The sequence below is a fragment of the Nonomuraea monospora genome (assembly GCF_039531895.1).
GTDB classification, from domain to species: Bacteria; Actinomycetota; Actinomycetes; order Streptosporangiales; family Streptosporangiaceae; genus Nonomuraea; species Nonomuraea monospora.
In genome coordinates, this window is sequence record NZ_BAAAQX010000016.1 from 190,987 (window position 1) to 213,508 (window position 22,522).

The window sequence follows — 22,522 nt, forward strand, 5'->3', positions numbered from 1 at the left end:
CCCATCGGGGGAGGGTCCCGGCCTCGGGTGAGGTCGGGGCCTTCATTAATGGCTCACCCCGTGGCAGGGTTCGAGCGTGGTGCGCCCACTCGAACTGGCCGGCTGCCCGATGCACGAGCTGCTCGACCGCCAGAGCGCCAAGCTGGCCAGGCGGCTCGTACGGGGGTTCGCCGAGCGGATCCCCGTCTACCGGCGGCTGCCGGAGGAGGAGCTCGACGGCGACATCACGGCCATCACCGAGCACAACCTGCGCCTGATCTCCAGGGCCTTCCGCGAGCGCCGCCCGCCCGTCAGGGCCGACCTGGCGCCGCTGCGGGAGTCGGCGGCCCGCCGCGCCCAGGAGGGGGTGCCGCTCGAAGCGCTGCTCGCGGCCTACCACCTGGGGGCGCGCATGGTGTGCGAGAAGCTGTTCGCGGACGCCCGGCCTGACGACCTGGACGACGTGCTGGAGGCGGGCCGGATCGTGCTGCTCTACATGGAGGCCGCGACGGCCGCCGTCTGCTCGGCGTACCTGGAGGAGCGCGAGAGCCTGCTCAGCCAGGAGCAGCACGCCATCCACGCCACCGTCGCGGCGCTGCTCGGCGGCGATCGGGCGGCGCTGGCGGGCGTGCGGCTGCCGCCGCGCTATCTGGTGCTGGCGGTCGCGGCCGGGCGGCATCCCGACGAGGACGGGCCGGGCGCGCCGGTCGCCGGGCGGCGCAAGCTGCACCGGCTCAGGACCGCGTTGCAGCGGTACGCGGCGGAGCCGGTGCTGCCCGCGCTGGACACGGCGGGCGGGCTGGTGCTGGTGCCGTTGCAGGGGGAGGAGCCGGAGCCGGGCGAGCTGGCGCGGGCGGCGGCCAAGGCGGCGGGGGTGCCGGTGTGGCTGGCCGCCGAATGCGCGCCGCCGCAGGGGGTGCCGGCGGCGGCGCGGCTGGTGGAGGAGGTGCTGGAGGTGGTGCGGGTCTTCGAGCAGCCGCCGGGCGGTTACCGGCTGGCCGACGTGCTGCTCGAATACCAGCTCACCCGGTCGAGCCAGGCGACGGCGCTGCTGGCGGGGCTGCTCGACCCGCTGCTCGACAACCCCGACCTGCTCAGGACGCTGACGGCGTACCTGGGCACGGGCCTGGACCGGCGGCGGACCGCCGAGCTGCTGCACGTGCATCCGAACACCGTCGACTACCGGCTGCGCAGGGTGGTCGTCCTGACCGGGCTGGATCCGATGGACCCGGCCCACCTGCAGCGGATCGGGGCCGCCCTGGCGGCCCGCCGCCTGACCGAACGCCGCTAGCTACCTCGCAACGGCTCCCGTGACCGCGGCCGTGACCGCCGTCGCGAAGCCGCGCATGCCCGCCGCGTTCGGGTGGAACGGCGCGGCGGGCGAGGCGGGCACGTACGGCTCGATCCAGCGGGCACTGGCCGACGCGCACGGGTCGTGCCCGACGCTGGGGGTCTGCAGGTCGATGAAGCCCACCCCGGCCGCGGCGGCCTGCTCGGCCAGCATCTGGTTGAAGTACCGCAAGGTCGCCCTGATGTAGTTGGCGTCCGCCCTGATGATCGGGACGCGCGGGTAGCAGCCGTCCTGCCGCGCGTACGTGCCGTACCCGACCATGAAGATCCGGGCCTGCGGGGCGCGGGCGCGGATGTCGGACATCAGGGTGACCAGGTGGGGCCGCAGCGCGTCGGTGTCGATGCGCCACTTGTCCTGGCCGCCCACGTTGTAGTCGTCGTTGCAGGCGTCGCCGATGGGTGGGGGCAGCAGGTTGAGGCAGTCCTCGATGAAGTCGGTGAGGCCGACGTCGTTGGCGCCGATCTGCACGGTGACGAGCGTGGTGTTCGGGGTGAGCGCGTCGAGCTGGGGCGGCACGTCGCCGAGCTCGGTGCCCTGCGGCTGGTACATGTCCTCCGTCTCGGCGCCGGAGCAGGTCACGTCGCGGAACGTGGCCGCGCCGATGGCCTGGGAGGTCAGGCGCGGGTAGTTGCGGTCGGAGCGCAGGCAGCCGAGGTGGATCTGGTTGGGCACCAGCGGTCCCGCGGCGGCCGAGTCGCCGAGCGCCACGTACACCTCGGCCTGGGCGTGCGCCGGCGGGGCGAGGCTCAGGACGAGCCAGGCGGCGGCGAGCAGGGTGAGCATCCGTCGGACCATGGTGGACTCCTTCCGGCAGGGGGTGGGGGGTGTCGGAATCCGTGGCCGGGTCAGCGGCGGAAGGGGCCGGTCACCTCGTAGGTGATGCCTCCGGTGCCCGCGCTTTCGCCGCTGGTGCCGCGCTGGGAGGAGAAGTAGAGCCGGGTCCCGTCGGGGGAGAACGCGGGCCCGGTGATCTCCGACTGCGCCTGCCCGTCGAGGCGCATGATCGGGGCCACGACGCCGTCGGGCGTGATGATGTTGATCTCCATGTTGCCGCCGTCCTCGGCCACGTAGAGGTCGCCTCGCAGGCCGGTGACGTTGTCGACGCCGTCGAGCGTGCCGGTGCCGTCGTAGATCGCGGTGACGGTCTGGCGGGCGGTGTCGTAGGCCCACACCTTGCGGTCGCCCTTGGCGGTGAAGTAGCAGACGCCGGCAGCGTAGTGGCAGCCCTCGCCGCCGTTGAAGTGCCTGGCCTCAGGCACCTGGTGCCTGGTCTGGCGTTGCAGCACGGCGGGCGAGGGGTCGGGCACCTCGCGCCAGACGACGCCGTCGCCGCACAGCACCTCCAGCCGCCCGCTGGACAGGTCGCCCCAGGTCGTGGGGGTGAACCGGTAGAAGCAGCCGTCGGTCTCGTCCTCGGTCAGGTAGACGACCCGGCGGTCGGGGTCGCAGGCGGCGGCCTCGTGCTTGAAGCGGCCCATGGCGGGGCGGGGCTGGGCGGCGCGTACGCCGTACGGGTCGGTCTCGTACACCCGGCCGCGGAAGATCTCCTCACACGACAGCCAGGTGTTCCAGGGGGTGGCGCCGCCGGCGCAGTTGAGGTTGGTGCCGCTCAGGATGCGGTACGCGCGCTCGATCGACCCGTCCGCCCTGAACTTGATCGCCGAGGCCCCGCCGATCAGCGGCACCTCGGAGTTGGACACGTAGATCCAGCCGGCGCCGTCGGCGAAGCAGGCGCCGCCGTCGGGGGCCGGGTGCCAGAGCGTGCCGCCGACGCTCCGGCCGGTCCGCGCCACGATCCGGCCGGTGAAGCCGGCGGGTAACGCCATGCCGTTGGCGTCGGGCGCGCCGAGCGGCCCGTACGGGCTCTCGCCTGCGGAGACCGACGCCACGGCCTCGTGCCACACCGCCCCCGAGAACGCCACCGAAGCGGGCAGGGCTGTCAGGAAGGTACGGCGGCGCATGAGGGCTCTCCCGTGGTCGCGGTTGGATTCGCAGACACACGATGAGCCATGCTCGTCATTCTGTGAACTGGACAGGGGAGTAAATGTCGGCGGTCAAATCTGTGACGCCTCACAAATCGGCGCCGGGCCTCCACATCGGCCAGTACCTGGCGCCGTCGGGCAGCGCGAACGGCTCTCGCGCCTGGTAGCCGTGCCGGGTGTACAGGTCGCGGTTGCGCGGGTCGCTGGCCTCCAGGTACGCGGGCAGCCCGTCGAGCCGGGCGTGCTGGTACTGCAGCAGGGCGGTGCCGAGCCCTTCGTTCTGCCGGTCGGGGTGCACGGCCAGGAACGCCAGGTGGTGGTGCGGCGCGGCCGGATGGTTCTTCTCGAACAGCTCGTCCAGCGTGCGGAACCGGTCGACCCATTCGCCGGTGGCCTCGGCCAGCCTGCGGTCGTAGTCGTGGGGGGTGGGCAGCGGCGAGGTGTAGGGGAACCACACCGCCACGGCGGGGCCGTCGTCGATGAGGTGGATCTCGCCGTGCTCGACGGCGTGCTCCACGAAGATGCGGAAGTTGGCGGCCATGATCCGGTGCCGGTCCCTGCGGCTGGGCACCAGGTAGGCCATGGGGCGGAGCCCCGCGAACGCGGTCGCGATCAGGTCGGCGACCCGCTGCGCGTCGTCCGCCGTTGCCAGGCGGACGGCGGGCCGTAAGGCGAACGCCGCCTCACTCTCGCGGTGGAACACCGGCCAGGGCCCGAACGCCTCTGCCGGCCCTGCTCGGAAGGTCTCCTCCATCGGCCCAGGTCTCCTCTCGTCGATCATGCGCCGTCGGGGACGGTGGCGGCCTTGGCGCCCATCCCTACCGCAGCGTAAACGGCGGGCCGTCCGGCACGCAGCACGAACGCCCACACCACCCCGAGCACGGCGGCGGCCCCGTAGACGGCGGGCAGCACCCACGCCAGGGTGTCACCCTGAGGTACGCCCAGCAGCGCCCAGAAGTTGTCGAGCGCCAGCCACACCATCACGGCCAGCGCGATCGCGGCGGGCACGGGCGCGAGCACCCGCCTGCCGAGCGTCTCGCCGCTCGGCTGCCGGGCGAAGAAGGCGATGACCGCGACGGAGGTCACGAAGATCAGCAGCAGCACGCCGAGGCCGCCGAACGCGCCGCCGTAGAAGAAGAGCTGCACGAGCGGGTCGAGGCCGAGCGCCGCGTACAGCAGGATCGTGGCCAGGCCGAGCAGGCTCTGCGCGATCGAGCCCGCCTGGGGCGCCCCGGTGCGGGCGCGCGTCCGGGCGAAGAGGGCGGGCAGCACCCGCTCGCGGCCCAGCGCGAAGAAGTAGCGGGCGCTGGTGTTGTGGAAGGAGATCATCGCGGCCAGGACGCTGGTGGCGAAGAGCACCCTGCCGAGGTCCACGACGAAGGCGCCGAGGTGCTGCCCGGCCAGGACGAAGATGGTGTCGGCCTGGTGCTGCCGCGCGGTGGCCACGATCTGGCCGGGCCCCGTGGCGACGGTCATGGCCCACGACGACAGCGCGTACACCAGGGCGATGATCGCCACGGACGCGTACGTGGCGAGCGGCACCGTCCGCCGCGGCTGCCTGCTCTCCTCGGAGAACACCACGGACGACTCGAACCCGACGAACCCCAGCGTCGCGAGCACCAGCAGCGCCCCCACGCCGGGCACGAACAGCGCGGCGGGCGACAGCGTGTCCGCGGAGTAGCCGCCGGCGGCCGGGTTGATCAGGTCGGCCAGGTCGAACAGCAGGATGACCGCCACCTCGGCGGTCAGCAGGACGGCCAGCAGCCGGCCGTTGACGTCCACCCGCATCAGGCCGAGCGCCCCGACCAGCGCCCAGGCGGCCAGTGAGACGACCCACCAGGCGGGCGTGACGCCCAGCCATCCTTCGAGCAGCGGCGCGGTGGCCACGCCGAACGCGCCGTAGAGGGCGACCTGCAGCGTGTTGTACGCGATGAGCGCCACCCAGGCCGCCGCGATGCCGGCCGGGCGGCCCAGGCCCCTCGTGATGTAGGTGTAGAAGGCTCCGGCGTTGGCCAGGTGACGGGCCATCGCCACGTACCCGACCGCGAAGACCGCCAGTACGACGCCCACGACCAGGAAGGCGATGGGCAGCCCGGTGATCCCGGTGACGGCGTAGCCGGTGGTGACCACCCCGGCGACGACGGTGAGCGGCGCGGCGGCCGACAGGACGAAGTAGACGACGGTGGGCGCGCCGAGCCGGTTGGCGGCCAGCGCGCCGGCCGCCGGGTCCGGCCCGGGGCCGTTCGGGGAGGTTTGCGGCACGTCCGTATGGTGCGGCGAATCTCCGACCCCGGCCAGCACCGCGCCGGCCACGCTTTACTGCTGCCGGCCGGCACCTCAGCACCTGACGTGTCCCTTACGCGGTTGGGAGATCCACTTGTTCCGGCCTGGGGTATCGGTGCCCGTGATCACGATCAGGAGGCACTGTAGATGGCGAACTTTCCCATCGTCGTCGGTATAAATCGCACCAAGGATGGCTCTATCGCCGTCGCGGTGGGCGAGTCCGGCATGTACAGCCTGCAAAAGGAGCGCGTCAGCCGGCGCAAGCACCACTGGGGCCGCCTCGGCGACCTGCCCGACCGCTACCTGCCGGCCATGCCGCTGCTGAAGGAGCCCGTGGACCTGGTCGTGGAGGGCTACTCGTCCGACACCGAGGTCGAGCACGCGCCCGCGTACCAGGAAGAGGCGCGCGAGACGCTCGCGCTCAGGGACGGCGCGCCGATCGTGCTGGTCTCGCACCACCTGTCCCACCTCTACGGCGCGTTCTACCCCTCGCCGTACGAGGAGGCGGCCGGGCTGGTGATCGACGCGCGGGGCAGCCGCGTCAGGGACTTCACCGAGGAGGTCCCGCTGCCGCCAGGCACGGGCGGCGACCTGCTGGAGGTGGCCTCGTTCTACCGGTGCAGGCGCGGGCGCCTGGAATGCCTGGCCAAGCAGCTCTGGGACGGCGACTGGGCCAGGCCCGCCGGGCTCGGCTGCTTCTACACGCTGCTGACGAGGATGTTGTGGCCGGGCAGCGAGGGCGAGGAGGGCAAGGTGACGGGCCTGGCGGCGTACGGCGACCCGGACGCGCTGGGCCTGCCCGACCTCGACGTGCGCGGCCACGAGGTGCACGTCCCGGCCGCCTGGCTGCGGACGTTCGGCCGTGGGGACGCGTTCGTCTATGAGCCTGGCGGCGAGGAGTTCCGCCGCGCCGCGAACCTGGCCGCCGCCGGCCAGCGCGCCTTCCAGCGGGCGCTGGCCAGGGTGGCCGCCTGGCTGCACGCCGAGACCGGACTGGACGCGCTGGCCTTCGCCGGCGGCGCCGCGCTCAACTGCCCGGCCAACGGCCTGCTGATCCGCGAGTCGCCGTTCCGCGAGGTGTTCGTGCCGCCCGCCCCGCACGACGGCGGCACAGCCGTCGGCTGCGCCCTGTACGGGCTCATCGCCTGCCTCGGCGTGGACAGCCGCTTCCGCTGGACGCACGACTTCCTCGGCCCCGACCCCGACGCGAGCCAGATCGACGCCGCCGTGCACGCCCTGCCCGCCGGCCTGTACGCCGAGCAGCCTGACGACCTGGCGGGCGCCCTGGTCACGCTGCTGGAGAGCGGCCGCGTCGTCGGGCTGCACCAGGGCCGCAGCGAGTCGGGGCCGAACGCGCTGGGCAACCGCAGCATCCTCGCCGACCCGCGCGACCCCGACATGCAGGACTACCTGAACTTCCAGGTCAAGGGCCGCGAGTGGTTCAGGCCGCTGGCGGCGCTGGTGCCGGCCGAGCACGCGGGGGAGATCTTCGAGCTGGACCGGCCGGCCCCGTTCATGCAGTACGCCGCCGCCGTCCGGCCCGGGCACCGCGACCGGCTGCCGGGGATCACGCACGTGGACGGCACGGCCAGGGTGCAGACGGTCACCCGCGAGACGACGCCGTTCCTGCACGCGCTGCTGACGCGGTGGCACGAGCGCACGGGCACGCCCGTCCTGATCAACACCTCGCTGAACGGGCCGGGCGAGCCGCTGACGGAGACGCCGGAGCACTCGATCGAGACGCTGATCGCGACCGGGACGCACGCGCTGGCGATGCCGCCGTACCTGATCCGCAAGCAGCAGGAACCGCCCGCGGCGGGACTGCGCGGCTGAGCGGCCACACGCCTGCGGCGGGGCGGTCCGGTCGAGCGGCCGACGGTGCGCGGCGACACGAACTCGCAGGTCAGCGGGGGTCTTGGGATTCGGGTGCCCGGCCCGGTACGGTCGGTGACATGCGCGCCCACCGAGCCGGACCCGTGGCCCTGGCCATGCTCGCCGCGCTGTCCGCCGGTTGCGGCGGCGGCGCCGCCGTGCCCGCCGCCCAGAAGGTGGCCCTGCCCGCCTCGCCGTCGGGTGGCGGGAAGCCGCTCGCGGGCAAGACCGTGGTGCTCGACCCGGGGCACAACGGCGGCAACGCCTCGCACCCCAAGGAGATCAACCGCCAGGTCGACATCATCACCGGCCGCAAGGCGTGCAACACCACCGGCACCGAGACCGGCGACGGCTACCCGGAGCACGCCTTCACCTGGGACGTCGCGGGCAGGCTGAAGCCGATCCTGGAGAGCCTGGGCGCCAAGGTCGTGCTCACCCGCCCCGACGACAAGGGCGTGGGCCCCTGCGTCACCGAGCGGGCCGCGATCGGCAACGAGGCCAGGGCGGACGCGGTGCTGTCGATCCACGGCGACGGTGCCACGCCGGGCGGCCACGGCTTCCACGTGATCATGCCGGGGCTGCTGCGCGGGCACAACGACGACGTGGTCAAGCCGTCGGCCAGGCTCGGCCGCGACATCCGCGACGCCTACCGCGACGGCACCGGCATGCCGTACGCGACCTACACCGCCAAGAACGGCCTCGACACCCGTACCGACCTGGGCGGGCTGAACCTGTCGAAGCGGCCGGCGGTCTTCATCGAGTGCGGGAACATGCGCAACAAGGGCGACGCCGCCAAGATGTCCGACCCCGCCTTCCGTGAGCGCATGGCCACCGCGCTGGCCGACGGGCTCAAGCGCTTCCTGGGCTAGCGTAGGCGCGCAGGAACACGGCCACTGCCGCCTCCGCCAGGCGTTCGAGGTCGGCCCGCGTGTAGTGCTCGCCGATGCCGGAGAACATCACCTTGTTCACCGGGATCCACAGCAGCAGGCCGACGAAGTGCTCGGCGGCCAGCGCCGGGTCGTCGGCACGCAGCAGGCCGCGCTCGGTCAGCTTCTCGAACGCCGTGGTCATGGTCTTGAGCGAGCGTTCGAAGCCCTGGGCGTACCAGGTGCGGCCGAGGTCGGGGAAGCGGTCGGCCTCGGCGATCACCAGCCGGCGCAGCCGCAGCACGTCGGGGCTCATGATGCGGGCCAGGAACTGGCGGGCCAGCTCGCCGAGGTCCTTCTCCAGGTCGTCGCTGTCCTCCAGCGCCGCCGTGATCATCTTGGCCAGCCCCTCCACCTGGCCGGTGGTGTCGAGGATGATGCTGGTGAAGAGCTGTTCCTTGTCGGTGAAGTGCTTGTAGACGGTCTGCTTCGACACCGAGGCCAGTGAGGCCACCTCGTCCATGCTGGTGCCCACGTAGCCGTTGCGCAGGAACACCGGGAGCGCCGCCTCCAGGATCTGCCTGCGCTTGCGTGCCGTCCGGCCGTCCTCTTCCGCTGCCATCGACCGCCCTCTCGTTCGCCTGCTCCACACAGTACTAGACAGTTCCGTACCGTTGTGAGTACTGTACCGTCTAGTTCCAGCGACGGACAAGGATTGGGCACGTCATGAGTGATCTTCAGAAGCAGCTGCAGGAAGCCGCCGACAGGCTCGTCGAGTCAGGCGAGGAGCGCGGGCTCCAGGTGGCCGTCTACCGGGACGGCGTCCAGATCGTGGACGTGGTGGCCGGCGTGGCCGACCCGGAGACCGGCCGGCCCGTCACCTCCGGCACGCCCTTCTACAACTTCTCCATCGGCAAGGGCGCCACCTCCGCCGTGGCCCACGTGCTCGCCGAGCGGGGGCTGTTCGGCTACGACACGCCCGTGGCCGAGCTGTGGCCCGAGTTCGCCCGGCACGGGAAGGAGGCCGTCACCGTACGGCACGTGCTCTCGCACACGGCGGGCGTGCCCGGCGTGCCGCTCGACACCACCCCCGGGGACGTCTGCGACTGGGGCAAGATGGTCGCCGCCCTGGAGGACGCGGAGCTGTGGTGGGAGCCGGGCGCCAAGATGGGCTACCACGCCTACACGTTCGGCTTCCTCGTCGGCGAGATCGTCCGGCGGGCGACCGGCAAGCCCATCTCGCAGGTGCTGCTGGAGGAGGTCTCGGGGCCGCTCGGAGTCTCCGATGAGCTGTACTTCGGGATGCCTGAGCGGGAGCACGCCCGGCTGGCCAGGCTGGAGGACGCCCCCATGGACATGTCCGAGTGGGGCGAGATGCCCGCGGACCTGCCGATGCTCAAGGCCGGGCCGATGACGCTGATGCCGAACGCGGAGCTGGGCAGCCGGCCCGACTACCTGTCGGCCGACATCCCGGCCGGCGGCAAGACCTCGGCCAGGGCCATCGCGCGGATGTACGCGGCGCTCATGGGCGAGGTGGACGGCGTGCGGCTGATCACGCCCGACCGGCTGCGCGAGGTGACGGCCGTCGCGTCGAGCGGCGCCGACGAGGTCTTCGGCATGCCGTCGGCGTGGGGGCTCGGGTTCAACATCGGCCGGCCTGGCTCGACGCCGGAGCAGACCCCGACCGTGTTCGGGGTCGGCGGCGCCGGCGGCAGCACGGCCTGGGCCGACACGGCCACCGGCACCGCGTTCGCGCTCACCAAGAACCGGCTCACCAACGACTTCGCGGCGGCCGAGCTGCTCAGCGGGCTCGTCGAGCGCTCCTGACCCCGGTGGGCCGCCGACGGGGCAACCGTTCCCGCACAGCGGCGCCCGCAGAGGGGTCAGCCGTCCCGGCACAGTGGCGCGCCGCCGACCACGCAGGCGATGTCGTCGAGCGCACAGCTCAGCAGGGTGCCGTCCATGCCGAGCACGAGCACCAGGTCGCACCGGGACGGATGGGCCAGCACGACCCTGCCGACGGCGCCGTTGCCCAGGATCACGGTGGGGCGGCCAGCCGTGTCGTTCATCCGCACGTGGCTCCTCTCAGGTCCGGAACGAGGCCCCCAACGGACCTGTCCCCACCAGGATGCACAGGCTCGGCCCCCGAGCGCATCAGTCATGCGGCCGTAACTCTGTACGTCCTGAGTAGGAGCCCCACCTCTCAGAGCTTGATGCCCCTGACGATGGCGGCGAGCTCGGGCACCAGCGGCTGGCTGGCCATCACGGTGACGACGACGCCGGGACGCTCGACCCAGCCGACGTACCGGCCGTGACCCAGCGCACCGTCACCCCCCTGCCTCAGCACCGTGCGCCCGCCCAGCTTCACGACCTTCGGGTTGTTCGCGAACGTGCCCAAGGTCACAGGCATCTTCTTGAGCTGCGACAGCCTGGTCGCCTTCGGCCAGCACACCACCCGCACCCACAGGGACCGGTGCGCGAGGTCGACGTCGTCACGATTGTCGGACCAGTCGTAGCCGTACTCGGTGATGCCGTCGTACTTGCTCGCCGAGAGCGAGCCGGTGGTGAAGCCCTTGGGAAGATGGCGGACGCGCACACCCCTGAGGGCCTTCGTGCCCTTGGCGGGCGGCTCGCTGTCGTTCAGCCCCTTCAGCTCGGCCTTGGTGGGCGCCGGGCAGGCGGGGGCGGCGGTCGCGGCTTGGGCGGGGACGGCGATCAGGGCCGCGGCGAGGGGCGCCGCGGTCAGGGCTGCGAGCACGTTCTTGGTTCTCATGCCGGGATTGGATGCGGCCGCGGCGAAGAAAGTTCAATACGACTTGATCGTGATGTCCGTGGCGAACTTGTCGGTCATCTTGAGCATCAGACCCATGAGGAAGCTCGACTTGAACATCCAGTTGCGCATGCGCATGCGTCCCGTGGTGGGCGGCGCGAGGAAGGGGCCGGCGTTGCCGTTCTTGGCGATCTTGGCGTACGGCCTGAACTGCCGCTCGTACTCGGCGAAGGCCACGTGGTGATCGCCGCGCGCCGCGGCCAGCTCGCCCGCCAGCACGTACGCGCCCACCACCGCCAGCCCCGAGCCGAAGCCGCCCAGCGTGTTGCCGTACCCGGCGTCGCCGAGCAGCGCCACCCGGCCCTGGCTGTAGCGGTCGATCCTGACCTGGCTGATCGAGTCGAGGTAGACGCTGTCCGACCGGCGCACCGCCTCCATGATCTGCGGCGTCCGCCAGCCCATGCCCTGGTACGCCCTGGCCAGCAGCTCCCTCTGCTGCCCGGCGTCGTAGCGGTCGTAGGTCAGCGGCTCGGAGGCGAAGACGAAGAACGCCGGCGCCTTCGGCCCGCCCGTCGCCACCATCCGGCCGGGCTCGTTGTACATCTGCGGCTTCCCGCCGAAGTCACCCTCGACGTCCACCAGGGCGTAGTAGTAGCCGAGATGCCGGACATAGTCGGACTCGGGGCCGAAGGTCAGGCGGCGCACGTTCGAATGGATCCCGTCCGCGCCGATGACCAGGTCGTAGGTGCGGGGCGCGGTGCGCTCGAAGGTGACCTGGACGCCGCCGGGGGTCTCGGTGAGCGAGGTGATCGAGTCGCCGAAGACGTACTCGCAGTGGGGGGCGGTGCGTTCGTACAGGAGCGCGGCCAGGTCTCCGCGCTTGATCTCCAGGGCGCCGCCGGTGAACTCGCCGGGGATCGTCGCCAGCCCGCGGCCGGTCGCGTCCACGATCTCCTGGTCGGCGCCGCCGGTCTGGAGGCGGCGCACGTCGTCCAGGATGCCCATGCGGCGCAGCACGGTGAGGTGGGTCTCGCCCTTGAAGTCCACCGCCTGGCCGCCGGGGCGCAGGGTGGGGGCCTTCTCGATGACGGTGACCTTGAAGCCGTAGCGGGTGAGCCAGTGGGCGAGGGCGGGGCCGGCGATGCTGGCGCCGGAGATGAGGACGTTTCGCATGGTTGGAAGCTTCGCGGGGGGTGCTGACAGCGGGGCGACTGCCGGCTGACAGTGCCTGGCGCGACTGTCAGCGGCGTGGTGCCGCCGGGCGCGCGGGTGGCTCTGGCGCCGACCTCGGCGGGCGCGTTGCTACCGGCCCGAGGTGTCGCGCAGGGTGGTCAGCGCCTCTTCCCGGCTCATCGCCGCCCCCTTCGCGTACGCCGCCGCGAACGCCTCGGGCCCGAGCACGCGGGTGGCGCCCGCCGCCGTCGCGGCCACGTCGCGATCCCCGGCCACGGCCGTGCCGCGCACCGCCACCCCGACCCCGAGCAGCACCGCCGCCCGCCGAGCCGCCGCCTGCCCGGACGCCGCGTCCTCGCCCGCCGCCCGCCCACTCGCCGCGTGCCCCGGCGCCTCAGCCGAGCCCTCGCCCCCGGTCCCCTGTGTGGCCTCGGCCAGGGCGTGTCCGGCCAGGCCTTCCGCCGCGTCGGCCACGTCGTTGGCGAGCGGCGACGCCAGCGCGACCGCCAGCGCCTCCGCGTGCATGCGCCCCGCCCCCTCCACGTCCCCCCGGGCAGCGGCCAGCCGCCCCAGCGCGGTGTACACGCGTGACCTCACTCCTCCGGCAGTGAACGCCCCGGTCCCCGAGCCGGACAGGGCCGCGTCGAGCCGCCGGGCGGCCTCGGCCGGGTCGCCCTGGAGCCGCGAGATGTCCCCGAGCTGGAGCTGCACCCAGGCCTTCAGCTCCGGCCGCCCCAGCCGCCGCTCCAGCTCACCGGCCCGCTCGTTGTCGGCCCGCGCGGCCTCGGCGTCACCGGCCCGCCAGTGCGCGTTGGCACGCCTGCTCAGCACGTCCGCCAGCTCGTCGAGCGCGCCGAGCTCGGCGAACAGGGCGAGCGCCCGGTCCCACAGCTCCATCGCCGGCCGCCAGTCGCCGCGCCAGCTCGCGATGAGGGCCAGCCAGTCGAGCGCCTGCCCCGTGCCCCACCGCTCGCCCAGCGCGCCGAAGTCCGCCAGCACCTGTTCCAGCATGGTCTCCGCGTCGGTGAGCCGCCCGTCGTGCAGCGTCACCAGGGCGACGCCGAGCCGGTCGAGCGCCCGGCTCCACGAGTCGGTCCTGGACATCCACCGGTCCCGATCCACCGGCAGCCCGCCCTCGGGCGGGCCCGCGATCATGCCCCACAGCGCCACGCCGAACCGGTAGCGCATCGGCCGGTCCAGCGACGCGACGATCCGCTTGGCCGTCTCCCAGTGCGGCGAGCCGGTGTCGGGCACGGCGTGCAGCACGGCCAGCACGTACTCCTCCGCCAGCCCGGCGGGCGGCTCGGCGCCGGTGCTGCCGAGGAGGCGTTCGGCGTGCCGGACGGCCTGGCCGCGCCGGCCCGTCAGCCACCAGTACATGCCCAGCGTGCCCACCAGCCGCCACGCGGTCGGCCTGTCGTGCTCGGCGCTCCAGTGCAGGGCGGCTTGCAGGTTGGCGTTGTCGGCCGACAGGGAGGCGAGCCAGTCGAGCTGTTCGGCCTGGTAGAGGTGTTCGTGGGCGCTTTCGGCGAACCGGAGGAACCAGGCGGCGTGGGCCTGCCGCAGCCGCTCCTCCTCGGCCGCCTCGGCCAGGCGTTCCAGGCAGAACAGGCGGATGGTGTCGAGCATCTGGTAGCGCTCGCCGTCGGTCTCGACCAGCGACTTGTCCACCAGGTCGGCCAGCACGTCCACCACCGATTCTGTGGCGTCGCCGCAGACGTGTTCGACCGCCTCCAGCGTCGCGCCGCCGGTGAACACCGACAAGCGCCTGGCCAGCGCCTGCTCCTCGGGCCCGAGCAGGCTCCAGCTCCACTCCACCACCGCGTGCAGGGTCTGGTGGCGCGCGGCGGCCGTGCGGTCGCCGCGCGAGAGCAGCCGGAACCGGCCGTGCTCGGCCAGCCGGTCGGCGATCTCCGCCACCCTGAACGTGCGCACCCGCGCCGCCGCCAGCTCGATGGCCAGCGGCAGCCCGTCCAGCGCGGCGCAGATCCGCAGCACGTCGTCCAGGTTGCCGGGGTCGAGCTTGAACCCCTGCCGGACGGCCGCCGCCCGGTCGGCGAACAGCCTGACGGCCGGGTAAGTCATCGGGTCCGGCGCGCCCGGGGGCGGGGTGGGGAGAGGCGCGAGGGGGACGAGGTGCTCGCCGGTGATGCCCAGCGGTTCCCTGCTGGTTGCGAGGACGGTCAGGCCGGGGCACTGGGCGAGGAGGCGGCGGGTGAGCGTGGCGGCCTCGTCGATGACGTGCTCGCAGTTGTCCAGGACGAGCAGCAGCTCCTGCCCGGCCAGCGCGGCGACGAGCCGTTCCGCGGGGTCGGGCGCGCCGGACGGCCTGAGCGCGGGCTCCCGCACCCCGAGCGCCCCGAGCACGACCTGCGCCACCTGCCCACCCACCACCCCGCCGACCGCCACACCACTCCGAGAGCCGTGCGCGGGTGCGTCCACGAGTGACAGGTCCACGAACGTCACCCCATCGGCGGCGGACGGCGGGTAGAGGGTGGCGGCCTCGATGGCCAGGCGGGTCTTGCCCGTCCCGCCCGGCCCCACGATCGTGACGAGCCGGGCGGCCCGCAGGTCGGCCAGCCGGGACAGCTCCGACTCCCGCCCCACGAAGCTGGTGAGCTGCGCGGGCAGCCCGGCCCGGCGGACGGCGGCGCGTTCCCGCGTGCCGCGCAGCATCTCCAGGTGCAGGGCGGCCAGCTCGGGCGACGGGTCCGCGCCGAGCTCGTCGGCGAGCAGCCGCCGCCCTTCCTCGTACGCGGCCATCGCCTCGGCCTGCCGCCCGTCCGCGTGCAGCGCCCGCATGAGCAGCCCGCGGGCCCGCTCGCGCAGCGGATGGGCGGCGACGAGTTCGCGCAGCCCGGCCGAGGGACCGGCGTCGGGGAGCGACAGCTCGGCCTCGTACAGGTCCTCGGTGGCGGCCAGCCGCAGCTCCTCCAGCCGCACCGCCGCCGGCCCCGCGAAGGGCGCGTCGGCCACGTCGGCGAACGCCGGGCCGCGCCACAGGGCCAGCCCGTCCCGCAGCACGGCGGCGGCCTGGGCGGGCAGCCCGGCGGCGAGGAGCCTGCGGCCTTCGCCCGCGAGCCGTTCGAAGCGGTGCGCGTCCACGGTGCCGGGTTCGGCCGCGAGCCGGTAGCCCGTCCCGTGGGACTCGATCAGTGAGGGCGGGAGCTGCCGCCTGAGCCGGGAGACCTGGGCCTGGACCGCGTTGGCCGCGCCGGACGGGGGCCGGTCGCCGTACTGGCCGTCGATGAGGCGTTCGACGCTGACCAGCCGTCCGGCGTCGAGCAGCAGCATCGCCAGGAGGGCGCGCGGCCGGGGGCCGCCGACGGCGATCGGGTCGCCGTCGGCGGGCCAGACCGCGAGCGGGCCGAGGACGCCGAAGTGCACGCGTCCGATTGTCCCCCACCTCACCAGGCGAAACGGAATTATCGGTATGCCTACCGATGCACATACGTATTTTCCCGCCGTCACGGAGGGCTTAGCGTCGGGCGGCAACAAGGCGAAACGGTCCGGTCGCTTTCCCGTCACCCCCCATTTCCCTGTCACCACCGCGAACCCAGGAGATCCCGGGTTACGCGCGGGCCGCCGCGCGCCCACAGGTGCCCGGCGGCCCAGGGAAACCGCCGAAAGGAGCAAGACAGCCGTGAAACGCAAAGCCTTACTCGCCGCGTTCGTGGGTGTCGCCACGGCCGCGACCGTGGTGTCACCCGCGAACGCCGCGCCTCCCGGGGCGTCCAAGCAGCAGAACCCGCCGACGGCCGCGCTGGCGGCCGATCCCGCCTCGCTCGCGGCGGCCGTCGCCGACAAGGCGGTCTCCAGCCAGGTGGACGAGCTGACCAGGGGTCCGGACGAGGCGTACAGCAGGGTCTCGGTGACGCCGGGCGCGAGCGACATGTACTACGTGGCGTACGAGCGCACGTACAAGGGACTGCCCATGGTCGGCGGCGACGCCGTGGTGGTCACCGACGCGGCGGGGAACGTCAGGGACACGGTGGCGGCGTCCGGGCCGAGCCCGGACAACGTGCCGACCAGGGCCAGGATCAGCGCGGAGCGGGCCACCGAGGTCGCGAAGACGCGGCTGGAGCGGGTGGACGACACGGCCGAGCCGCGCCTGGTCGTGCTGGCCTGGGGCGAGCGGCCCCGGCTGACCTGGGAGGCCGTGGTCAGCGGCATCGCCAAGGGGCAGCCGAGCATCCAGCACGTGTTCGTGGACGCGCGCACCGGCAAGGTCGCCGACTCCTACGACCTCGTACGCGCCGGCACCGGCAACGGCTACTACTACGGCCAGGTGACGATCAGCACGAGCGGCTCAGGCAGCTCGTACTCGATGACCGACACCACCAGGCCCGGCATCCAGTGCGGCGGGCAGAACGGCAGCGCCTACACCGGCACCGACGACGCGTGGGGCAACGGCTCCGGCACCAACCTGGAGACCGCGTGCGTGGACGCGCTCTACGGCGTGCAGCGCGAGTGGGAGATGCTGCGCGACTGGCTGGGCCGCAACGGCATCAACGGCAGCGGACGCGGCTTTCCCGCCAGGGTCGGCCTGAACGAGGTCAACGCGTACTGGAACGGCAGCTACACCAACTTCGGCCACAACCAGGCGAACACCGCGCAGGCCACCCCCATCGACGTGGTGGCGCACGAGTACGGCCACGCGATCTTTCAGACCACCCCGGGCGGCGCCGGCTCGGGCAACGAGAACGGCGGCATCAACGAGGGCACCGGCGACATCTTCGGCGCGCTCACCGAGCACTACGCCAACAACCCCAACGACCCGCCGGACTACCTGGTCGGCGAGGAGGTCAACCTGGTCGGGCAGGGCCCGATCCGCAACATGTACAACCCGAGTGCGCTCGGCGACCCGAACTGCTGGTCCTCCTCGATCCCGAGCACCGAGGTGCACGCGGCGGCCGGCCCGCTGAACCACTGGTTCTACCTGCTGGCCGAGGGCAACAACCCGGGCGGCGGCAAGCCGTCCAGCCCGATCTGCTCCGGCGGCCCCTCGTCGGTCACCGGCATCGGCGTCCAGAAGGCCGGCAAGATCTTCATGGGCGCCCTGTCCCGCAAGACCTCGACCTGGCGCTACACGAACGTGCGCGCCGCCTCCGTCGCGGCCGTCATCGAGCTGTACGGCGCGAGCAGCGTGGAGTGCAACACCACCAAGGCCGCCTGGAGCGCGGTCAGCGTGGCGGCGGCGTCGGGCGAGCCCGCCTGCGGCACGCCGGGCAACGACTTCTCGCTCACGCTCAACCCGTCGTCCGGCAGCGCGACGCCGGGCCAGCAGGTCACGGCCACGGTCAACACGCAGACCACCTCGGGCAGCGCGCAGACCGTGAACCTGTCGGCCTCGGGCCTGCCGTCCGGCACCACGGCGACGTTCAGCCCCACCTCGGTGACCTCGGGCAACTCCTCGACACTGACGTTGCAGACCGGCTCGGGCACGCCGCAGGGCACGTACCCGATCACCGTGACAGGAGCGGGCACGACCTCGCACACCGCCACCTACACGCTCACCGTCGGCCAGGGGCCGAACCCGGGTGACCCGCCGGACATCAGCCTCACCAACGTCAAGGCGCACCTGACGCAGTTCCAGTCGATCGCGACCGCGAACGGCGGGACCCGCAGGTCCACCGGCAACGGCTACCTGCAGTCGGTGACCTACATCGAGGACAAGCTGCGCGCGGCGGGCTACACCGTCGTCAGGCAGAGCTGCACCACCACCTACTGCAGCAGCGGCGCGGGCCCGAACCTGATCGCCGACTGGCCGGGCGGCGACGCCAACCAGGTCATCATGTCCGGCGCGCACCTCGACAGCGTGGCGGCCGGGCCGGGCATCAACGACAACGGGTCCGGCTCGGCGAACCTGCTCGAAGTCGCGCTGACCCTCGCGCAGCGCAACCCGACGCTCGCCAAGCACGTCAGGTTCGGCTGGTGGACCGACGAGGAGCAGGGGCTCAACGGGTCGGAGTACTACGTGGCCTCGCTCAGCGCCGCCGAACGGCAGCGCATCCAGGTCTACTACAACTACGACATGACGGGCTCCACCAACGGCGGCTACTTCATCAACAACATCAACACCACCGGGGCCGCCTACCTCAAGGAGTTCTACGACCGGCTGAGCCTGCAGCCCGAGGAGAACGTCGAGGGCGCCAACCGCTCCGACGACGCCTCCTTCCGCAACGCGGGCATCGCCAGCTCCGGCGTCGCGGCCGGCGCCAGCGCCACCAAGACCTCGGCGCAGGCCGCCAAGTGGGGCGGCACGGCAGGGCGCGCGTACGACTCCTGCTACCACGCCGCCTGCGACACCACCACCAACATCAACGACACCGTGCTGGACAGGGCGGCGGACGCGGCCATGTACGCGATCTGGAAGCAGGCGGTCGGCGGCACCCCGCCCACCCGTGACTTCTCCATCTCGGCGAACCCGGCGAGCGGCACCGTGCAGGCCGGCTCGGCGGCCACGTCCACCATCGGCACCAGCACCACGGCCGGCACCGCCCAGACCGTGAACCTGGCCGCCTCCGGCCTGCCGACCGGCGCCTCGGCCACGTTCAACCCGGCCTCGGTCACCTCGGGCGGCTCGTCAACGCTGACGATCTCGACCGCGCCCACCACCCCGGCGGGCAGCTACACCGTCACGGTGACCGGCACGGGCGAGACGGCCACGCGGACGACGACGTACGCGCTGACCGTCCAGGGCACCTCCGGCGGCAGGACCTTCACCAACGACACCAACTATCCGATCGCCGACTTCAGCAACACCCAGAGCTCGATCACCTCCACCGCGACGGGCACCGCGACCACGCCGGTCCGGCTGTCCATCACGATCAGCCACACCTGCGCGGAGGACCTCGACATCTGGCTGCGCGGCCCCAACGGCACCTGGTACGTGGTCGACCGGTACGGCGGCACGACCTGCACCGCCTACGGCACCAGGACGTTCTCCGTCCCGGTGAGCCAGCAGGCGGCCGGCACGTGGGTGCTCGACATCGAGGACGTCTACGCCGGAGACACCGGCTACCTCGACTCGTGGAGCATCACGGTCTAGGCGGCCTCACGACTCGGGGGTGACGGGCCCCGGCCGGGTTTCCGGCCGGGGCTCTCTCACGTCCGCGCGCGTGCGCACGCCCAGCTTCTGCAGCACCCGGGCCACGTGCGTGTCCACCGTGCGCTGCGACAGGTACAGGACCTCGGCGATCTCCCTGTTCGTCCGGCCCAGCGCGACCAGCCTGGCCACCTCGCTCTCACGCGGCGACAGCACGCCGTCGCCGGTCCTCCTGGCGCGGCGGGCCGGCGGGCGGTCGGGGCCGAGGTCGCGCAGGAGGCGGCGGCAGCGGGCGGCGTCGTGGGTGGCGCCCAGGGCGGCGTACCGCTCGGCCGCGTCAGCGATCAGGTCGGCGGCCCGCCCCCTCTCCGCCCGCACCCGCCGCCCCTCGGCCTGCCGCCCGTCCGCGCCGGCCCGCCGCGCCTCGGTCTGCCGCCCGTCCGCGCCCGTCCGCCGCGCCTCGGTCTGCCGCCCGTCCGCGCCGGCCCGTCGCGTTTCGGCTTGCCGCCCGTCCGCGCCCGCCCGTCTCGCCCCGGGGCCGGTCGCGCCGCCGTGGCCGGTCGCCGCGAGCCAGGCGCTCGCCTCCAGTTCGGCCGCGCGCGCCGCCGCGTACGGGCGCGGCATCGCCAGGTACGCCGCCCGCGCCCGCCCGTAACACCGCGCGGCCTCGTCGAAGCCCCCCGCGTCCCCGGCCAGCAAGCCTTCGGCCAGGTCGAGCCCGGCGTGCGCGGACGGCGCGTTCCGCCCCTCGATGCCCGCCGCGAACTCCGCGACCAGCCCGGCCGCCGCCGACGCCCGCCCGGCCCGCAGCAGCGCCGCGACCGCCGCGGGGACGAGCTGATCGCCCCACACCCACACCCCCTTGCGCCGCAGCCGGGTCACCGCCAGGTCGGCCGCCGCCAGGGCGGGCTCCAGCGCGTCCCTGGTCAGGTGCAGCTCGACCAGCCCGCTGGACCCGGCCACGGCGACCGGCAGGAACCCGGAGTCCAGGTCCCGCACCCCCGCCGCCTCCAGGTGCTCGCCCGCCTCGTCCCACTCGCCCTGGGCCAGGGCGAGCACGCCGAGCGCGAGCCGCGCCTCGACCGCGAGCAGCGGCGCCTCGTACGTCATCTCGACGGCGGCCAGCGCCCGCTCGCGCAGGCCCGCCCAGCGGCCGGTCAGCAGGTCGAGCCGGATCGACGACATCTCGACCAGGAACGCCGGGTAGAGCGCGCCGGTCTCCTCGGCGACGCGCCTGCTCCGCTCACCGAACCGGCCGGCGGCGGCGTAGTGCCCGAGGGCGAGCGCGGCGTCGTACAGGTTGGAGTAGCCGCGCGCCACCTGCCTGCGCACGGCGGTGGACGGGTCGTTGACGGGCAGCGTGCCGGCCAGCTCGAACGCGTCGGGGGAGCCGACGAGCATGGCCATGCTCACCTTGTTGGCCTGGACGGCGGCGGTCAGCTCCGGGTCCTGGTCCTCCACGAGCAGCTTCTCGGCCTGCGCCATCCACTCCTCGTGGATGGCCAGCGGCTCGCCGCCCCACACGGGCATCGCGAGCAGCGCCAGGCCGCGGGCGGCCAGGCAGGGGCTGTCGGCCAGGTCGGGGAGGGCGGCGAGGATCTCCTGACGGCCCGCGGTGATCGCGCCCGCCTGGTTGGACAGCAGCACGCCGAGGTTGAGCCGGGCCTCGCCGCGTACCTGCCGGGACAGGAAGTCGTCGGACAGCAGGTGGCGCAGGATGCGGACGACGCGCCGGTGCGACAGGCCGATGGCGGCGACGCGGCTGAGCCGCAGCGCCAGCGGGCCGCGCGCCTGCGTGGGCAGTTTCGGGTCGGCGAGCAGCCCTTCGAGCAGCTCGACGGCCAGGGGGATGTCGCCGATGGCGGCGGCGTGGTCGGCGGCGGCGCTGCCGTGCCGCTGCCACGCGGCGACCTCGCCGGCGTGCCGGGCGTGGTGGGCGAGCTGGACGAGGGGCGGCGGGTCGAGGGTGGCCAGCGCGGCCATGGCGCGGCGGTGGGTGATCCTGCGGTCGGGGCCGGGGATGGCGTCGTAGACGGCCTGCTGGGCGAGGGCGTGGCGGAAGCCGTACATGCCGTCGGGGTGCTCGCGCAGCACCCCGGCCCGCAACGCCTCACTCAGCCCTGGTTCGCCGGAGACCGCGTTGATGAGGGGTTCGTCCGCGGGCAGGCGCAGGACGGCGGCGGCGCGGACGGCGCCCAGCGCGGCGGGTGACAGCCCGGTCAGGCGTTCGGCCATGGCCTCGCGCAGGAGCACAGGCACGCCCATCCGGTCGAGCGCCTCGGGCTCGGGCAGGTGGCCCTCGTCGTCGAGCAGCGACCGCACCACCTCCTCGATCACGAACGGCACCCCGGACGTCCGCTCGTGCAGCTTGGCGGCGAACGCGGCGCCGGGGTGCGCGCCGCCGGGGTTCGAGGCGAGCAGCGCTCCGGCGAGCCTGCGCACGCCGTCCACGTCGAGCGGCGTCAGCGAGATCAGCTCGCTGCGCACGCCGGGCGCCCGGCGGTAGGCGTGTCCGAACGGCAGCCCCGCCACCGGCAGTTCCTCCCGCCGGAACGTCACTACCAGCGCCAGCCCGTCGGGCGGCTGGTCGGTGAGGAAGCGCAGCAGGTCGCGGGTGCCGTCGTCGGCCCAGTGCAGGTCCTCGACGACCAGCACCACCGGCCCGGCCGCGCTGAGCAGCGCGTGCACGGCGCGGAACAGGTGGTGCCGCTCGGCGCGCGGGTCGTCCATGGGCGGCGGGGAGGGCGCGGGCGGCAGGTGTCCCGCGAGTTCGGGCAGGTAGCCGCGCAGCGCGCCGGTGACGGGGCTGAGCCGGTCGCGGCCGGGCAGGGCCGCCGCGACGTGGCGCAGCGCGTCGAACACCGGCCCGTAGGGGAACGGCTCGCGGATCTGGTGACAGTGACCGATCAGCACCGTCCTGCCGGGATCTGCGGGTGCGGTTGGGGCGGGGCCGGTCGCGGTGAGTTGCTCGATCGCGGCTCGGACGAGGCTGGTCTTGCCGATCCCCGCCTCGCCCTGCACCTGGATGACGGCGGGCGGGCAGGTGATGGCGCCGATGAGTAATCGCAGCGGGGCGTCCCGCCCGACCAGCGCAGGAGAAGCCAGGCTTGCCATCGGGGTCTCCGTAACAGTGGCAGGTTCTCTCCATACACCTCGCGAGTGTGCTGGCTTCTCACTGATTCGTCCATCGGTTGAGTG

Annotated in this window: 15 protein-coding genes; 5 read left to right on the plus strand and 10 right to left on the minus strand. The window is 73.3% G+C overall.

Going from position 1 to position 22,522, the window contains the following annotated elements; genetic code table 11:
* The first annotated feature begins 76 nt into the window (after positions 1 to 76).
* The gene (locus ABD331_RS29490; RefSeq protein WP_344481420.1) at positions 77 to 1,270 is read left to right on the plus strand and encodes a PucR family transcriptional regulator; all 1,194 of its coding nucleotides are present in this window, start codon (positions 77 to 79) and stop codon (positions 1,268 to 1,270) included.
* On the opposite strand, the gene ABD331_RS29495 is transcribed toward ABD331_RS29490, so the two are convergent.
* From ABD331_RS29495 to ABD331_RS29510, 4 genes are all read right to left on the minus strand, one after another.
* Positions 1,271 to 2,125, minus strand: coding sequence for an SGNH/GDSL hydrolase family protein (locus tag ABD331_RS29495; protein ID WP_344481422.1), 855 nt, complete (start codon positions 2,123 to 2,125; stop codon positions 1,271 to 1,273). It lies immediately after the preceding gene.
* A 50-nt stretch (positions 2,126 to 2,175) separates the two neighbouring features.
* A complete protein-coding gene (locus ABD331_RS29500; RefSeq protein ID WP_344481425.1) occupies positions 2,176 to 3,291 on the minus strand; it encodes an alkaline phosphatase PhoX in 1,116 nt (371 codons plus the stop codon).
* Positions 3,292 to 3,400: 109 nt separating this feature from the next.
* A complete protein-coding gene (locus ABD331_RS29505) occupies positions 3,401 to 4,066 on the minus strand; it encodes a GNAT family N-acetyltransferase (protein WP_344481427.1) in 666 nt (221 codons plus the stop codon).
* Between the two features lie 23 nt (positions 4,067 to 4,089).
* On the minus strand, positions 4,090 to 5,574 hold the full coding sequence (locus ABD331_RS29510) for an APC family permease (protein WP_344481429.1): 1,485 nt from the start codon (positions 5,572 to 5,574) through the stop codon (positions 4,090 to 4,092).
* Positions 5,575 to 5,742: 168 nt separating this feature from the next.
* Between ABD331_RS29510 and ABD331_RS29515 the strand changes: the two genes are divergently transcribed.
* The gene (locus ABD331_RS29515; RefSeq protein WP_344481431.1) at positions 5,743 to 7,428 is read left to right on the plus strand and encodes a carbamoyltransferase C-terminal domain-containing protein; all 1,686 of its coding nucleotides are present in this window, start codon (positions 5,743 to 5,745) and stop codon (positions 7,426 to 7,428) included.
* Positions 7,429 to 7,547: 119 nt separating this feature from the next.
* A complete protein-coding gene (locus ABD331_RS29520; RefSeq protein ID WP_344481434.1) occupies positions 7,548 to 8,336 on the plus strand; it encodes an N-acetylmuramoyl-L-alanine amidase in 789 nt (262 codons plus the stop codon).
* On the opposite strand, the gene ABD331_RS29525 is transcribed toward ABD331_RS29520, so the two are convergent.
* The gene (locus tag ABD331_RS29525; protein WP_344481436.1) at positions 8,317 to 8,955 is read right to left on the minus strand and encodes a TetR/AcrR family transcriptional regulator; all 639 of its coding nucleotides are present in this window, start codon (positions 8,953 to 8,955) and stop codon (positions 8,317 to 8,319) included. The two genes, ABD331_RS29520 and ABD331_RS29525, sit on opposite strands and share 20 nt — an antisense overlap.
* A gap of 104 nt (positions 8,956 to 9,059) precedes the next feature.
* Here ABD331_RS29525 and ABD331_RS29530 point away from each other — a divergent pair, with 104 nt between their 5' ends.
* Positions 9,060 to 10,160 (plus strand): serine hydrolase domain-containing protein, encoded by a 1,101-nt coding sequence (locus ABD331_RS29530; protein ID WP_344481439.1) that lies wholly within the window; start codon positions 9,060 to 9,062, stop codon positions 10,158 to 10,160.
* Between the two features lie 56 nt (positions 10,161 to 10,216).
* On the opposite strand, the gene ABD331_RS29535 is transcribed toward ABD331_RS29530, so the two are convergent.
* The 4 genes from ABD331_RS29535 to ABD331_RS29550 form a co-directional block, all read right to left on the minus strand.
* Positions 10,217 to 10,402, minus strand: a complete 186-nt coding sequence (locus ABD331_RS29535) for a hypothetical protein (protein WP_148439033.1) — start codon at positions 10,400 to 10,402, stop codon at positions 10,217 to 10,219.
* Between the two features lie 134 nt (positions 10,403 to 10,536).
* The gene (locus ABD331_RS29540) at positions 10,537 to 11,106 is read right to left on the minus strand and encodes a hypothetical protein (RefSeq protein ID WP_344481443.1); all 570 of its coding nucleotides are present in this window, start codon (positions 11,104 to 11,106) and stop codon (positions 10,537 to 10,539) included.
* A 33-nt stretch (positions 11,107 to 11,139) separates the two neighbouring features.
* Entirely contained in the window at positions 11,140 to 12,276 is a 1,137-nt protein-coding gene (locus tag ABD331_RS29545) for an FAD-dependent monooxygenase (protein ID WP_344481445.1), read from the minus strand.
* Between the two features lie 129 nt (positions 12,277 to 12,405).
* Positions 12,406 to 15,663, minus strand: a complete 3,258-nt coding sequence (locus tag ABD331_RS29550; protein WP_344481448.1) for an AfsR/SARP family transcriptional regulator — start codon at positions 15,661 to 15,663, stop codon at positions 12,406 to 12,408.
* 256 nt (positions 15,664 to 15,919) lie between these two features.
* Between ABD331_RS29550 and ABD331_RS29555 the strand changes: the two genes are divergently transcribed.
* Positions 15,920 to 19,327, plus strand: coding sequence for a M28 family peptidase (locus tag ABD331_RS29555; RefSeq protein WP_344481450.1), 3,408 nt, complete (start codon positions 15,920 to 15,922; stop codon positions 19,325 to 19,327).
* A 6-nt stretch (positions 19,328 to 19,333) separates the two neighbouring features.
* Here ABD331_RS29555 and ABD331_RS29560 read toward each other — a convergent pair whose 3' ends face one another.
* On the minus strand, positions 19,334 to 22,438 hold the full coding sequence (locus ABD331_RS29560; protein ID WP_344481452.1) for an ATP-binding protein: 3,105 nt from the start codon (positions 22,436 to 22,438) through the stop codon (positions 19,334 to 19,336).
* Between the last annotated feature and the right edge of the window lie 84 nt (positions 22,439 to 22,522).

Excerpts from the sequence above, each read along its gene's own strand:
- ABD331_RS29515 (WP_344481431.1), top strand. The coding sequence starts at position 5,743 with ATGGCGAACTTTCCCATCGTCGTCGGTATAAATCGCACCAAGGATGGC.
- ABD331_RS29540 (WP_344481443.1), bottom strand. The coding sequence starts at position 11,106 with ATGAGAACCAAGAACGTGCTCGCAGCCCTGACCGCGGCGCCCCTCGCC.
- ABD331_RS29530 (WP_344481439.1), top strand. The coding sequence starts at position 9,060 with ATGAGTGATCTTCAGAAGCAGCTGCAGGAAGCCGCCGACAGGCTCGTC.
- ABD331_RS29560 (WP_344481452.1), bottom strand. The coding sequence starts at position 22,438 with ATGGCAAGCCTGGCTTCTCCTGCGCTGGTCGGGCGGGACGCCCCGCTG.
- ABD331_RS29520 (WP_344481434.1), top strand. The coding sequence starts at position 7,548 with ATGCGCGCCCACCGAGCCGGACCCGTGGCCCTGGCCATGCTCGCCGCG.
- ABD331_RS29500 (WP_344481425.1), bottom strand. The coding sequence starts at position 3,291 with ATGCGCCGCCGTACCTTCCTGACAGCCCTGCCCGCTTCGGTGGCGTTC.
- ABD331_RS29505 (WP_344481427.1), bottom strand. The coding sequence starts at position 4,066 with ATGGAGGAGACCTTCCGAGCAGGGCCGGCAGAGGCGTTCGGGCCCTGG.
- ABD331_RS29495 (WP_344481422.1), bottom strand. The coding sequence starts at position 2,125 with ATGGTCCGACGGATGCTCACCCTGCTCGCCGCCGCCTGGCTCGTCCTG.
- ABD331_RS29535 (WP_148439033.1), bottom strand. The coding sequence starts at position 10,402 with ATGAACGACACGGCTGGCCGCCCCACCGTGATCCTGGGCAACGGCGCC.
- ABD331_RS29525 (WP_344481436.1), bottom strand. The coding sequence starts at position 8,955 with ATGGCAGCGGAAGAGGACGGCCGGACGGCACGCAAGCGCAGGCAGATC.
- ABD331_RS29545 (WP_344481445.1), bottom strand. The coding sequence starts at position 12,276 with ATGCGAAACGTCCTCATCTCCGGCGCCAGCATCGCCGGCCCCGCCCTC.